Origin of the sequence: Pseudomonas sp. RL_105y_Pfl2_101 (assembly GCF_963970585.1) — a bacterium.
In the GTDB taxonomy this organism is placed as follows: Bacteria; Pseudomonadota; Gammaproteobacteria; order Pseudomonadales; family Pseudomonadaceae; genus Aquipseudomonas.
On the sequence record NZ_CAXAPG010000010.1, the window covers coordinates 19,714 to 34,009 of the forward strand.

The window sequence follows — 14,296 nt, forward strand, 5'->3', positions numbered from 1 at the left end:
CTATGCCCTGGTATGCCTGGTTGATTCTGATCGTAGCAATCGGCTCGATCGTGGGTGGCCTGATGATGCTGCGCGACACCGCCCACAAGGTCGAGTTGACCGATGAGCAACGCAAGCGCGTTGCCGAACGCAATGCGGAAATGGATGCGAAGGAAGCCAAGGATCGTTGATCTGCTTGTGTGGCAAGGGAGCTTGCTCCCGCTGGGTCTGTAGGAGCTGTCGAGTGCAACGAGGCTGCGATCTTTCTCCTATCAATTGAGTCTGGAGCGAAGATCAAAAGATCGCAGGCTTCGCCAGCTCCTACAAAGCCAGCGCCTACTGCATCACCTTTCCCAATCCGCCTTGGCAATCTGCAAGCCATGCAGCCCCTTGTACGCCGCCCGCTCAGGCTGGCTCCAGCCCGCCAGCAATGAATCCTCCAACCGATAGATCTCCACCCCCAACGGACGACAGACACTCAGGGGATCCTGCGCATCCGGCCCCCACATCGCCAGCGACAGATCACCACCGGGGCAAGTGGACAAGGCACACAGCAAATCGATCTCGGCAAAAAACTCCAGGTAATCGCCCTTCTGCGCCGGACAGGCCTTCATGAAGTACATGTCGTCATGATTGAGTCCAGTACACTGGAAAATATTCAGCACATCGTGCACATCGAACTCGGTCAGGCCATGGGGTAATACCGCACGGGTCAGGTTCGAATGGCAATGATGGTGAAAATCCTCGCCGGTCAGCATCCTGTTCACGTACGGATCACAGCGCGTACCCAGCAGATCGTGCAACCGTCCACCATGCTCGTCGATGCCATAACCGGCCAGACTGTCATCGGTAATGGTCACCAACGGCCGCAAAAACGGCAGGTTCGACCACAACCGGTCATGGGTGCTGACGTGAGCACCCTGGAGCTGACGCGTGCGCGCCGCCCACAGACGCTCCCGTGGATCGTGGGCATTCCAGACGTTGAAGTCCCCCACCTGCGGGCCCACGGGGGTCGTGACGCGGAACACATGACCGGCAGGTACGTGCCAAGCGCGGCCGGTGCGGATGGGGACCTCGAACTGTTCGATCAGGGTGCGCTTGTCCTGCTGGGTGCGGATGCGGTCGTAGAAGGGTTTGTCCACTTGCAGGGCCGAGCCTTTGCTGACTTGGTAGGCGGCTGGGTAGTTTTTGTGCATGACAATGAACTCCTTGATCAGTGGCGAGATTGAGCAACTTGAATGTAGTTGCTCGGAGTCGTTGAGGTAGAGGCTCATCGCTTGGCATGCCAGGCGCTTGCCCTCTTGGTCAGCTAGCCATAGATTTGCCAGTCACGAATAGATCCGCTGTCAACGACCAGCCATGATGCTGGTGCATAGCTTTAATCGGCTGGTGGACAGGGAAGTTCTACTGCCCATGGTCCACGTCTTGTTCAGTAGTCAGTGCGCATCGGCCATTCAAATTTTACGTCCAGCCGCCCCTTTAATCTTCACGGCCTAGCACCACACTTCGAACGCCACTTTCTCAGCTTGATTCGCTATGGGCCACAAGCCTCGAAATCTGCGATACTACTGAGACAGGCAATTCCATGTCGTATGATAGCGCTATATTAACTTAAGTATAATTAACTCCGAGCAAGAAAACTCATGCATCGAATAGATTCCATTGACTACCTGAGAGGCATTCTTGCCTTGTGCGTAATGATTTATCATTTCATGAGTTGGAGCATAGGAACCCCCGACAGCAGTACCACTCTAGGTAGACTTGGGGTGTATGCCGTATCAACATTCTATATCATCAGCGGCATCTCTCTCTACATCGCTTATTTTGACCTAAAGCTATCCAATCAGAAATTACTTGACTACCTTATCAAACGAATACTAAGAATTGCTCCACTTTACTGGATAGCCACACTTCTAACAGGTTTTTATCTATACCTAGCAACACCAAATTTTGTTATTGATTGGGGTAAATACATATCTAATCTCACCCTTGCTTTTGGATTTTACTCACCCAAGAACTATATACCTGTAGGTGGCTGGTCAATCGGAAACGAAATGGTTTTTTATGCTTTATTTCCACTTCTCGTCATATTGGCAAAACGGAAAATTCTCTATCTCTGCGCAAGCTTGGTCCTTGGCCTCATGTACTTTTATATTTCAAGCTATTCACTCGTCACCACACAGACCTTAGCTCAACAATGGGGAACATATATAAATCCATTTAATCAAGCATTTCTTTTCTCTATAGGCGTTGGAATCGGAATTATTAGAAAATCACATACACCCGCAAACAATCTATACCCTCTGATCGCGCTCGTTGGTGCCTGCATAGCTTTTGCATATTGGCCCGTCGACGGCAACCAAATAAACATCGTCACAGGACTCAATAGAGCAGTCTTTACTTTGATATGCGGAATAGCTTGCTGGTCCGTCTTGAGTTTGGACAAAAAGCCACAAAAATATATTGCAAAAACACTGAAGCTCATGGGTGACATTTCATATTCAACCTACCTACTCCACGGCGCAGCAGTTTTTTATACTTCAAAATATGCTCTGCCTTTATTTTTTAGCGCGCCTTCGCCGCATGAAAAACTACAGTTCTTCTGTATTATCACCCTACCAATCACAATCATTTTAAGCTATTTCGTTCATAAGCTAGTTGAGATACCCTTCATTAATTTTGGGAAGCGCTTAACCACCCGATCGAAGCAGAATCTTTTCTCGCAAGGACGGCCACGGAGCGACGAGCTGTTAAGGAAATAGTCATACGAAAAAGGCCGATCATTTTGATCGGCCTTCTCTACTCATTACGGCTCAGTTAACTTCCAGCTTGTCACGATTCCTGTCGAGAATCGCCTTGCCAATCCCCTTGACCTCCAGCAACTCCTCCACCGAAGAGAAGGCTCCATTACTCTCGCGATATGCAACAATCGCTTCTGCCTTGGCCTTGCCTATCCCCGCCAGTTCGCGTTGCAGCATCGCGGCGTCCGCCACGTTCAGATCCACCTTGGCGCCTTGCGGTTTAGCCGAAAGTTCCAATGCCTGCGGCGCAGCCGTCGTCTCGGGCTTGACCGCGGGCGCAGCGATAACAGCTATAGAGGCGCTGGTCAGAAGGGCAAAAACCAGAGAGTAGAAATAGCCTGTACGCATAAGTGACGCTCCATGACATCGTTAAGAGAGAAGCAGCTTTTCCGAAGCTGCTCCTCAAACTTAGGCAATGATGGGGGGCTGTCAAAAGTGTGTACGTTACAGGGTGTGTAACAATCAGGGTTCCAGGCGACGTTGCTGGTAGATCCAGTCGACGATCTCGCCGTCCGGGGCGTAGCCACTGACGGTATCGCGCAGCAATTGACGGACTCTGGCGTAGTCATCGTGTTCGATGGCAGCCAGCAGCTCCGCCAGCCGGACCTTGAGCACATCCCATGGTAGGTGATCTTCGTTGGCGCTCATGATCATCGGATGCGGGGTCGCGACAACGTTATCGCCAATCAGCAACTCCTCGTAAAGCTTCTCGCCAGGACGCAGCCCCGTGAACTCGACTGAAATGTCGCCATGAGGGTTCTTTTCCGAGCGAACACTCAAGCCAGACAGGTGAATCATCTTCTCCGCCAGCTCGACAATCTTCACCGGTTCGCCCATGTCCAGTACAAACACATCTCCCCCCAAGCCCATGGAGCCGGCCTGAATCACCAACTGTGCGGCCTCAGGAATGGTCATGAAATAACGCGTGATCTTGGGATGCGTAACGGTTAACGGCCCGCCGGACTTGATCTGCTTATGGAACAACGGAATAACCGACCCTGACGAGCCCAGTACATTTCCGAACCGGACCATGGTGAAGCGGGTTTTATTAACGCGTGAGACATTGGCCGTATCGCCAAACAGTACTGGCGCCAGTTCACGGCTCAGGGCCTGCAAGGTCAGCTCTGCAAGGCGCTTGGTGCTGCCCATCACGTTGGTGGGGCGCACGGCTTTGTCGGTGGAAATCAATACAAAATTCGATACGCCCGCCTGCAATGCGGCTTGTGCGGTGTTCAACGTCCCGATTACGTTGTTCAAGACACCTTCGGCAATATTGTGCTCAACCATGGGCACATGCTTATAAGCGGCGGCGTGATAGACCGTGTCGACATTCCAAGTCTTCATCACGTCCAGTAACTTGTGCTGATCGCGCACCGAACCCAGGATAGGCAGCAAGCGGACAGACAACGATTCCCGAGCAATTCGCGGCTCAAGTTCAGACAGAATACTGTAGAGATTGAACTCACTATGCTCGAACAGCAGCAGCGTAGTGGGCTTGAGGGCGAGAATTTGTCGACAAAGCTCAGAACCAATCGAACCTCCCGCCCCCGTCACCAAAACCGACTGTCCGGCGATGCAATGCTCAAGCAAATCAGCTTGTGCAGGCACAGGATCGCGCCCAAGAAGATCCGCAATATCCACTTCCTGGATGTCATCAACCTTGACCCGGCCACTCGCCAGATCCATGAAGCCGGGAACACTGCGCACATGCAGCGGAAAACCTTCCAGCAACGTCAATATTTCACGCCGACGCCCCCGTGACGAAGACGGGATCGCCAGCAAAATCTCTTGCGCACCAGTCGCATCGATCATCTTTTGAATATGTTTAGGTTGGTAGACCTGCAGGCCGGCGATCACTCGGTCTGCGATGCTGCGATCATCATCGATGAACGCGACCGGACGCATCACCCGCCCCATACGCAAGGCGGCGACGAGCTGGTTACCAGCGGCACCGGCACCGTAAATAGCGACTTTGGGTAAGCCGTCGTCACGGTTGGTGAAGGGTACATGCTGGGCTGCGGTGAACCAGTCTCCCAGAAAGTATTGACGCATCATGAGGCGCAAGCCGCCGATCATGATCAGGCTCAGCCACCAATAGTTGAAGATGATGGAGCGCGGGACCACGTTGGTGTGGTTGCTGTACCAATACACTACCAGTGCCAATAGCAAAGCCGAGAGGCTGACTGCCTTGCAGATAGTGATCAACGCATCGTTACCAAAATAACGCATGACAGCGCGGTACATGCCAAAGCGGATGAAAATCGGGATAGCGATCAGGGGAGCGGATGCAAAAAGCCATAGATGCGTTTCGATCGGGCTCGCCAACGCCTCGACACCCAGTCGGACGACGAATGCCAGCCATAAGGCGGCCCAGACCAAAACCACATCTGTGGCTACCTGGATTGCGCGTTTGTGACGCCTTGGCAGCCCCAACAAAGCCGATCTTATTTTATCCATAACCCCTTCACGCACCTTGGCCAGCTCCTAAAACATATGCATTCCTAAAGCTCGCAATATATTTCCGTCTGTTAGACAACCAACAAACGGAAAAACGCGAACCTTACCCTGAAATCAGGCCTTCTCCAGCTCTCCAGCATGAAACCTGAGGGCAAGCAGCACCAACGGAACATAGGCGACTACCAACGCCAACGCGCCATCCAGATCCCACAATACGACACATGCCGCCAGCGGCAAAAGCCAGAACACGTTGATCGCCGCCACAGCCAATGTCACCGGCATATGCCGACCATACTGACGCGAAGCGAATTGGTACGCATGACTGCGATGGGCCTCATACACCTTATCGCCTCGTAGCAGGCGTCGTATCAAGGTGACGGTTGCATCGACGATGAAGACACCCAACAAAATCAGCCACACCCAAAACAATTTGGATGAAGCCCAGGCTGCCTGCAACGACAACAGACCGAGGAGAATGCCCAGAAACCCACTTCCTGCGTCTCCCATGAAAATTCGAGCGGGAGGGAAATTCCAATACAGGAAACCCGCTACCGCCATTGCCAGTACCAAGGGGACAACTATCAAGCTGTCAAAACCAGCCAGCCAGTACAACAGGCACGCACCAAGGCAGGCGCAAATGGCCTCGACACTTGCAATACCGTCGATGCCGTCCATGAAGTTGTAGAGGTTGAGCATCCAGACCAGGTAAAAAACGGCAAGGACGTGCCCTAGCCAAGCCAATTCAAGCTCCAGGCCGAAGAACGTAAGGGAGGGCAAGCCACCCAACCAATATAACGCCCATACCGACGCCGTAAAGTGCCCGAGCAAACGCCAGCGGGCCGCAATGTGTCCATGATCGTCAAGAAAACCGAGAACAGCGATGGCCGTGCCGGCTCCCAGCATGGCCCACATGGTCGGCCACGGTAGAAAATCGGCAAGTGCCAATAAGGGCAAGGCCAACAGAAAACTCAGGACTATTGCCAGGCCGCCACCGCGTGGGGTTGGGACCGTATGTGAGCTGCGGGCGTTGGGGACGTCGATGATGCTTCGGGCCAATGCATAACGGCGCAGCAGCCAAGTCGTCAAAAAAGATACCGCTACTATGACTACTAAACCTTGCCAGACCATTATTTACCCTGTTCCACAAAATGACTGATTGTCTTGGCCAGCCCTTGATCAACACTGATCTCTGGAGACCAGTTCAACAATGCGCGTGTTTTACTGATATCGACCTGAAGCGAACCACATAATCGCTTCGAAAAATCACCTTTACCCAACAAGCGCGCAACAAGGTTAAGCGCCCAAGAGGGAACCGGAATCAATCGGGAAGGTTTTTTCAGCGCTTGCGAAATACGAGCTAATAACTGAGTGGTCGATAGATCTTCCCCGTCGCTGACAAGAAAGACCTGATTGGCAGCCGCTGGATGGTCCACACACGTCACAATCAAACTAACCAGATTGTCTAAGGCAACCAGACTGCGTGCGTTATGAATGGCTCCCAATGGCAGCGGAACCCCTTTGTCAAGCCAGCGCATCATACTGAGGAAATTCGCTTTGACCCCAGGACCGTAAACCAGAACGGGTCGAATCACGACCACTTCCATTTGTACTTCTTCCGCCAGTTCAAGCAGCGCATTCTCGGCTTCCATTTTTGAAACGCCGTAAGGATCAAGCGGATGCGGGACATCATCCGGCTTGTAAGGTTTTCCCGGCTCGGTGCCCTCACCGTTTACCTTGATCGAACTCAGGAAAACAAAGCGCTGTACTCCAGAAGCGGCAGCTTGGCGAGCCAGATTCAGCGTTCCTTCGACGTTAACCTTTCTGAACTCGGTCAACGGATCGCTTGAAAAGTCGCGCATTACATGAACACGCGCAGCGGTGTGGACAACCACATCCATACCGTCAAGCGCCGTCGACCAAGAAGTTTCAGCGTCCAGACCCGGTACACGGTGGGTATGAATACCTGGCAATTGTCGTTCATCACGAACAGAGACGCTGACTTCAAACCGCCCATCGCGTTTGATTTTTTCAGCCAGCGCAGCCCCAACAAACCCGGTCCCCCCCGTCACTAGCACACGAGTCATTGGACGTAACCTTTTGGACGCCGGATATATTCAAACAACTTGAAGGGTATCTTGCTCAGCACCATCAAAATATTGGTATAAACGCCATTTCTGCGACAGGCCTGCACAATTTCCTTATTCAGGTGCAGGCTACTTCTGACACCCGAAGTACTGACGCCACCGGCGCGCATGCGAACCAATATCTTCTCAAGTCGGGCGAACTTGAACTTATGGACCAATAGCAAACGAACAAACATTTCATAATCCGCAGAAATCTTATATTCCACGGAATAAGGGCCTATTGCCTTGTAAGCGTCAGTTCGTACGAATGTTGCCGGATGTGGCGGCATCCAACCAAAACGAAGTTTCCAGGGACGAAAGTGCCCGGCACCATAAAAACGGGTCACGGTGTTCAGGTCATCAGCGTTTACAAACACAATGTCGCCGAAAACCAGTTGACTCTCTGGAGAAGAGTCAAACGTTTTTACAACAGAATCAATCACATCATTGGCTTCAAAGAAATCATCAGAATTAAGAATTCCGACCACATCCCCTGTAGCCAATGCAATACCCTTATTCATTGCATCATAGATGCCTTTATCGGGCTCACTGACGATTTTTGCAATCCTGTCGCTGTACTCGTTGACGATAGCCATGGTCGAATCTTTGGAGGCGCCATCCACTACAATATATTCAATATTCTTATAACTCTGAGATAAGACCGACTCAATAGTGTCACGTATTGTCGCCGCACTGTTATAAGACACGGTAATAATTGAAATCTTCAAGCCATCATTCCTTTACACGACCATATCTGTCTTCAAAGCGAACAATATCATCTTCGCCCAGGTAAGTGCCTGACTGCACTTCAATCAACTCCAAAGGAATGACGCCGGGGTTTTCCAGCGCATGGACCTGACCAATTGGTATATAAGTCGACTGATTTTCCGTCACCAAATAGGTTTTATCCCCATTTGTCACCCGCGCCGTTCCACTGACCACTATCCAGTGTTCCGCGCGATGATGATGCATCTGCACCGATAGCTTAGCACCTGGATTAACGGTAATGCGTTTGACTTGATAACGCAGGCCATTATCGACCGAGTCGTAAACACCCCATGGACGATAAACTTCACGATGGCTGGCATATTCAGAACGTTTACAGCTCTTCAGCTGTTCAACAATTTTCTTCACGTCCTGCACATGGTCCTTGCAGGCTACAAGCACCACATCCTTGGTTTCGACGATCACGAGATTATCAATCCCGATAGTCGCTACAAGCCGATGGGTGGCATGCACATAGCTGCTGCTCGTGCGTTCGGTGAGTACGTCGCCTTTAAGCACATTGCCATCTGCGTTCTTGTCGCCCGTGTCCCAAAGCGCCGACCATGACCCGACATCACTCCAGCCTGCATCGAGCGGCACCATGACGGCATCAGCGGTGTGCTCCATCACTGCGTAGTCAATGGAGTTCTCGGGACAGGCAGTAAAGGCTTCAAGATCGACCCGGGTAAAATGCATGTCCTGCTGTGCACCCTTAAAGGAAGCGCGGCAGGCACGGAGAATATCCGGTGCAAAACGCTCAAGCTCCTGCAGATAACGACTGGCCCGGAACATGAACATCCCGCTGTTCCAAAAATATTGGCCACTGTCGAGGTACATTTGCGCCGTGTCTGAGTCAGGCTTCTCCACAAACCGGCTGACGGCGAAACCGCCGTGGCCAAGCGCGTCGCCCTTTTCCAGATAACCAAAACCAACCTCAGGATGGGTTGGTACGATTGCAAACGTCACCAGCTTACCTTCTTCAGCCAGGGCCAACGCCCGACCGATACTGGCGTGGAAAGCTTCAACATCCTGAATAAGATGATCGGCGGCCAGTACCAGCAGGATCGGATCGTCGCCCAGGGCGGTGGCTTGCAATGCCGCCAAAGCAATCGCCGGGGCGGTGTTCCGCCCTACTGGCTCCAGCAAAATCCGGGCTTGCTCCATTTCCATCTGGCGTAACTGTTCAGCGGCTAGGAAGCGGTGTTGCTCGTTGCAGATCAGTATCGGCAGATGATGATCAAGCCCTTCCAGACGCGTGATTGTCGCCTGGAGCAATGATTGCTCGGAATCAACCAAAGGCAAAAATTGCTTGGGATTGAGCTGGCGAGACAACGGCCAGAGGCGAGACCCCGAGCCACCCGCCATGATTACTGGAAGAAACATACAAAATCGTCCTTTGCTGCTATCGATGTGGCCGTTAAGTTCTTTTTATTCATAGGCTTATTACATCAATAGCCTGATAAATCCAATCCGCAGTGCATTAATCCCTGGCTTCCAGCCGATGCTCTACAAACCAGCGATAAGCATCGCCCAGCCCTTCTTCCAGATCTATCGTCGCCTGCCAGCCCAGCGCACGAAGTCGCGAGACATCCATCAACTTGCGCGGAGAACCATCAGGCTTGCTTGCATCAAAAGACAGCAGCCCCTTGAAGCCGGTGACCTTGGCGATGGTCTGCGCAAGCTCACGGATCGTACAGTCTTTACCAGTCCCTACGTTGATGTGCGACAGCATTGGCTGGGTGTTGGCCTGATAGGTAGCACCATCAAGCTCCATCACATGCACACTGGCCGCTGCCATGTCATCGACATGCAGGAATTCACGCATCGGATTGCCGCTGCCCCAGATTACCACTTCGGCCTGATCGGCCTGCACGGCCTCATGGAAGCGGCGAAGCAATGCCGGAATCACGTGGCTGTTTTGTGGATGGTAATTGTCATGAGGCCCGTAAAGATTGGTCGGCATAACACTTCGGTAGTCACGTCCGTGTTGGCGATTATAGCTCTCGCACAACTTGATCCCGGCAATCTTGGCGATCGCATAGGGCTCGTTGGTTGGCTCCAGAATCCCCGTCAGCAACGCGTCTTCCTTCATAGGCTGAACCGCGTGCTTGGGGTAGATGCAGGAAGACCCAAGAAACAACAGCCGCTGAACGTCCGACGCGTGAGCCGCCTGGATCACGTTCGCCTGGATCATCAAGTTGTCGTAGATGAAGTCAGCGGGGAGCGTATTGTTAGCGTGAATCCCTCCCACCTTGGCCGCCGCCAGATACACTTGATCAATTCGGTGCTCGGCGAAGTAGGCGCGTACCGCCCGCTGGTCCAGCAGGTCCAGTTCGTCCCGCCCGGCACACAGAATGGAGCGATAACCCAGGGCCTGAAGACGACGCACGATGGCCGAGCCGACCATGCCGCGATGGCCGGCGACAAAAATGTTCTGGTTCAATTCGCGGGACATCATTAGTTCTCCACAGCAACCGGAACTTCATGACCGTGCTGCTTGAGCAAGGCATGACGCTGAGCGGCCTTGAGGTCTTCACGGACCATTTCGGCACACATCTCTTGCACAGTGATTTCCGGTACCCAACCAAGGTTCTTCTTGGCTTTGCTCGGATCACCCAGCAAGGTTTCAACCTCGGCAGGCCGGAAATAACGCGGGTCGACACGTACGATCACATCCCCGACATTCAACGCCGGTGCCAACTCGCCGTCAATGCGCTCGACCACAGCCCGTTCTTCTACCCCCTCACCTTCAAAACGCAAGGTAATCCCCAGCTCAGCTGCGGACCAGCGCACAAACTCACGTACCGAATATTGAACACCTGTGGCGATCACGTAGTCTTCCGGTTGATCCTGCTGCAGCATCATCCACTGCATGCGCACGTAGTCCTTGGCATGCCCCCAATCGCGCAATGCGTCCATATTGCCCAAGAACAGACACTGCTCCAGCCCTTGAGAAATGTTCGCCAGAGCCCGGGTGATCTTGCGTGTTACGAAAGTCTCGCCACGACGTGGGGACTCATGGTTGAACAAGATGCCGTTACAGGCATACATGCCGTAGGCCTCACGGTAGTTCACTGTGATCCAGTAGGCATACAGCTTTGCCACGGCATACGGGGAGCGCGGGTAGAAAGGAGTCGTTTCCTTCTGCGGCGTTTCTTGCACCAGGCCATACAGCTCAGAAGTCGATGCTTGATAAAAACGGGTTTTTTTCTCGAGCCCCAACAAACGAATGGCTTCAAGAATTCGCAAGGTGCCCATCGCATCGACATCAGCGGTGTATTCAGGAGACTCGAAACTCACGGCAACGTGAGACTGGGCACCTAGGTTGTAGACCTCATCCGGCTGAACCTCCTTGATGATTCGGGTGAGGTTCGAGGAGTCGCTCAGGTCGCCGTAATGGAGGACAAAATTGCGGTTATCGACATGTGGATCCTGATAGATATGATCTACACGCTGAGTATTGAAGGAGGAAGCTCGACGCTTGATGCCGTGGACTTCGTAACCTTTTTCGAGCAACAACTCTGCGAGGTAGGAGCCGTCCTGACCAGTAACTCCAGTAATTAGTGCTTTTTTCATAACCATGCCTCTATCAATTAAGATCCGTTACCAACTCACCATAAGAAGAAATTCTAGCGAGCTCTTTTAGGTGTAAGGCTTTATCTTCTTCGCGCTCAAATCGATAGCGAATGACCTCTGCAGGAATACCTGCAACGATCGCAAAAGGTGGGACATCACGTGTTACTATAGCTCCAGCCGCAACAATGGCTCCACATCCAATATTTACGCCAGCAATGACTTTCGCAGACATGCCTATCCATACATCATCGCCTATTACTGTCTCGGAAATAATTTCTCTACCAGAAAAACAGATAGGAGTTCCAATTTTTCGATACTCATGATCGCCACCCAAAATTGAAACCTCTGGTGCAATAAGTACAAACCTGCCGGCCTTCACCTTCGGGTAAATTGTACAATCCCGACCGACAAACCCATACTCACCAATACTAAAATCCTTGGCAATATATTTTTGCTTAGCGACTACCCAAGTGGTAACTGGCACACCAGTCCAACCATAGCGAATTTTTCGATAGCGCATTATTGCTTCGCGCACTTTCAAATAAAGCTCTCTATTAGACTTAATATAACGCTTAATATTCATAACCGTTCTTCCAACGAAGAAACCAAATAAAGTTCAGGCCTAAAGTAATTCACAAAAATCGCATAAAACAACAAAGGAAACAACAAGTAATCAAACAGCCCAAAAAGATAAATAATATCAAAAAAAGCTCGAAACAGAAACAACAACGCCACTACTAAAAGCATATACCGCCCATCAACAAACAACTTCAGAAGCGAAACAACAAATAGACACAACAACGGAAACACCGCCAACCCATAATATGAATGCAACAAAATGAAAGCATTGTGAGGATTTTTACCATATTCCAAAATAATAGGAACACGCCCAACATCCACACCAAAGAACAGACCCATCACATCAAGTGCATTAGCATATTGCTCCAACATTTCAGAACGCGGACTCTCTATACCTGCCGAAAAATTAGTTGCCCCATAAATATAACCTTCTATACTACCCAAACTAAATATCACACCAACGACTCCACACAACCCAAACAGCGCCGCCAACTTAATACTTTTATGACATAAAACAGCTAGCACTAAAGCAAAGGCCATAGCAATCCCACTGCGGCCATACAAAGGAAAGCTTGAGACAAGAACCAAGACTAACAACAACAGAGAAATTTTTTTATCCCTATACACCCTCGAAAAAATGTACCCTCCTGCAAAAGCCAATAAAATAGCGGAATATCCGTTTCGACTATAGCCACTCAGAACTGTATTAAATTCAGCAGGACCATACCCAAAGCCCAAAAAAAGAATTAAAGTCCCCCCTAAAACAAAATAAAAAGGAAGCTCATACAGATAAAAAGTAGAATAACTTGCAATTGAAAACCAACAAATACCAAGCGCCCCCAAAAAGACCAACACAGCAAATAGGCTACGCCCTTCTGTTGATTGCAAACTAAAAATTGAAAACGCAAAAATAACCAAAACAACAAAAACCAACATTTGCGCTAATCGAAGACCACCTATATCAGTCTTGGTAGTCATGTACAGTAAAACAGAACACCCTATAAAAGCTGCAACCGCTCTATAACCGAACGAACCATAAACCACACTTAAAATGGAAAAAACCAAATAAACAAATGCAACACCTATAAGAAAACTACGCACCCTCATAATTCATCAAACTCTTCAATTGTCGCTCGAGGAAAAGCATCAATATAAGTTTTACTGCTCAAATTATAAACGACCGCCCCCCTATAGCTCGCATATAGAGCCAGTATTTCATAGATTTTAAACACCTTCCCCCAGCGAATAAACAGATCACCTATTGTAAAAAACTCGCTCCCATCTTTATAAACTGGTTTCCGCTCCGCCTCATTATCATAAAAATGTTTCTGCGCAACCAAAACCCCCTCTCCATCTACAAAGCTCAACTCTTCATGCCAAGAGTGGTCGGCCCCCAAAACAAAAATTTTCTTATAGCCGTTAGCAATAGATAACGTTAATGCGGCTATCAGCACATTAAATGGAGGCGGCATCCCAACTCTATAGTCGAACAATCGAAACTTCATGCAATCGAACCCATCCACGGGGGTTCGATTATAAAACTCAAAAGCAACAAATTGTGATGTCGCATCATTTAACTTAAAAGTTTGCTTTGCTTCAACAGGCAACATCACCCGCATCGGCCAGGTCACCTTATTGACCAATATATCTATCAGTCGTTCTCGCCGAACATGCAGCTCCCCTATAACGCCCTCTTTCCAATAATTGGGATCAGCCAATACATAAAAACATGGACGAATCTTAAAAAAAGCGTCAGAAAAAGCGAAGTCATTGACAACACACACATCAATATAACTATTACTGCTCAGTTTAACGACAGCCTCAAGATCAGTCCGTAATGAAGGGCCATTCCCTAGAACAATAACTTTCTCGCTTCGGTTCGATTTTTTTTCAAAAACAGTTCTCCGAGAGAAAAACAATATAAAAACCAATGAAACAAACGTACTCAAACACTTCTCAAAAAAACGCAAGAGCATTTTTATTTTTTGCTTCAACTAGCCACCCCCATACGTATTT

Annotated in this window: 14 protein-coding genes; 2 read left to right on the forward strand and 12 right to left on the reverse strand. The window is 50.3% G+C overall.

What is annotated here, in order from left to right; all coding sequences use genetic code 11:
* Nucleotides 1–2 precede the first annotated feature (2 nt).
* Nucleotides 3–170 (forward strand): DUF2897 family protein, encoded by a 168-nt coding sequence (locus tag AACY31_RS13630; protein ID WP_014337248.1) that lies wholly within the window; start codon nt 3–5, stop codon nt 168–170.
* A gap of 153 nt (nt 171–323) precedes the next feature.
* Here the strand turns inward: AACY31_RS13630 and AACY31_RS13635 are convergent, their stop codons facing one another.
* Entirely contained in the window at nt 324–1,175 is an 852-nt protein-coding gene (locus AACY31_RS13635; RefSeq protein ID WP_339504576.1) for an urea carboxylase-associated family protein, read from the reverse strand.
* 447 nt (nt 1,176–1,622) lie between these two features.
* On the opposite strand from AACY31_RS13635, the gene AACY31_RS13640 reads away from it, so the two are divergent.
* The gene (locus AACY31_RS13640) at nt 1,623–2,741 is read left to right on the forward strand and encodes an acyltransferase family protein (RefSeq protein ID WP_339504577.1); all 1,119 of its coding nucleotides are present in this window, start codon (nt 1,623–1,625) and stop codon (nt 2,739–2,741) included.
* A gap of 51 nt (nt 2,742–2,792) precedes the next feature.
* Here AACY31_RS13640 and AACY31_RS13645 read toward each other — a convergent pair whose 3' ends face one another.
* The 11 genes from AACY31_RS13645 to AACY31_RS13695 all read right to left on the reverse strand — a co-directional run bounded on the left by AACY31_RS13645 (nt 2,793) and on the right by AACY31_RS13695 (nt 14,274).
* On the reverse strand, nt 2,793–3,128 hold the full coding sequence (locus AACY31_RS13645; protein WP_339480193.1) for a ComEA family DNA-binding protein: 336 nt from the start codon (nt 3,126–3,128) through the stop codon (nt 2,793–2,795).
* A 114-nt stretch (nt 3,129–3,242) separates the two neighbouring features.
* Nucleotides 3,243–5,237 (reverse strand): polysaccharide biosynthesis protein, encoded by a 1,995-nt coding sequence (locus AACY31_RS13650; protein WP_339504657.1) that lies wholly within the window; start codon nt 5,235–5,237, stop codon nt 3,243–3,245.
* A 114-nt stretch (nt 5,238–5,351) separates the two neighbouring features.
* Complete coding sequence (locus AACY31_RS13655; protein WP_339504579.1) at nt 5,352–6,365, reverse strand: MraY family glycosyltransferase; 1,014 nt, start codon at nt 6,363–6,365, stop codon at nt 5,352–5,354.
* Nucleotides 6,365–7,321: a UDP-glucose 4-epimerase family protein gene (locus tag AACY31_RS13660; RefSeq protein ID WP_339504581.1), complete on the reverse strand. Its 957-nt coding sequence runs from the start codon at nt 7,319–7,321 to the stop codon at nt 6,365–6,367. The genes AACY31_RS13655 and AACY31_RS13660 overlap by 1 nt, the downstream gene beginning before the upstream one ends.
* Nucleotides 7,318–8,088, reverse strand: coding sequence for a glycosyltransferase family 2 protein (locus tag AACY31_RS13665; protein WP_339504583.1), 771 nt, complete (start codon nt 8,086–8,088; stop codon nt 7,318–7,320). The genes AACY31_RS13660 and AACY31_RS13665 overlap by 4 nt, the downstream gene beginning before the upstream one ends.
* Before the next feature lie 4 nt (nt 8,089–8,092).
* Entirely contained in the window at nt 8,093–9,508 is a 1,416-nt protein-coding gene (locus AACY31_RS13670; protein WP_339504585.1) for a mannose-1-phosphate guanylyltransferase/mannose-6-phosphate isomerase, read from the reverse strand.
* 97 nt (nt 9,509–9,605) lie between these two features.
* The gene (gene fcl, locus AACY31_RS13675; protein WP_053187288.1) at nt 9,606–10,580 is read right to left on the reverse strand and encodes a GDP-L-fucose synthase; all 975 of its coding nucleotides are present in this window, start codon (nt 10,578–10,580) and stop codon (nt 9,606–9,608) included.
* A 2-nt stretch (nt 10,581–10,582) separates the two neighbouring features.
* On the reverse strand, nt 10,583–11,707 hold the full coding sequence (gene gmd, locus AACY31_RS13680; RefSeq protein WP_053186662.1) for a GDP-mannose 4,6-dehydratase: 1,125 nt from the start codon (nt 11,705–11,707) through the stop codon (nt 10,583–10,585).
* Between the two features lie 7 nt (nt 11,708–11,714).
* Nucleotides 11,715–12,284, reverse strand: a complete 570-nt coding sequence (locus AACY31_RS13685; RefSeq protein ID WP_082308737.1) for a hypothetical protein — start codon at nt 12,282–12,284, stop codon at nt 11,715–11,717.
* Nucleotides 12,281–13,387: a hypothetical protein gene (locus AACY31_RS13690; protein ID WP_339504588.1), complete on the reverse strand. Its 1,107-nt coding sequence runs from the start codon at nt 13,385–13,387 to the stop codon at nt 12,281–12,283. Before AACY31_RS13690 ends, AACY31_RS13685 begins: the two co-directional genes overlap by 4 nt.
* Nucleotides 13,384–14,274 carry a hypothetical protein gene (locus AACY31_RS13695; protein ID WP_339504589.1) on the reverse strand — a complete coding sequence of 297 codons (891 nt, stop codon included), beginning with the start codon at nt 14,272–14,274 and terminating at the stop codon, nt 13,384–13,386. Before AACY31_RS13695 ends, AACY31_RS13690 begins: the two co-directional genes overlap by 4 nt.
* Nucleotides 14,275–14,296: the final 22 nt, after the last annotated feature.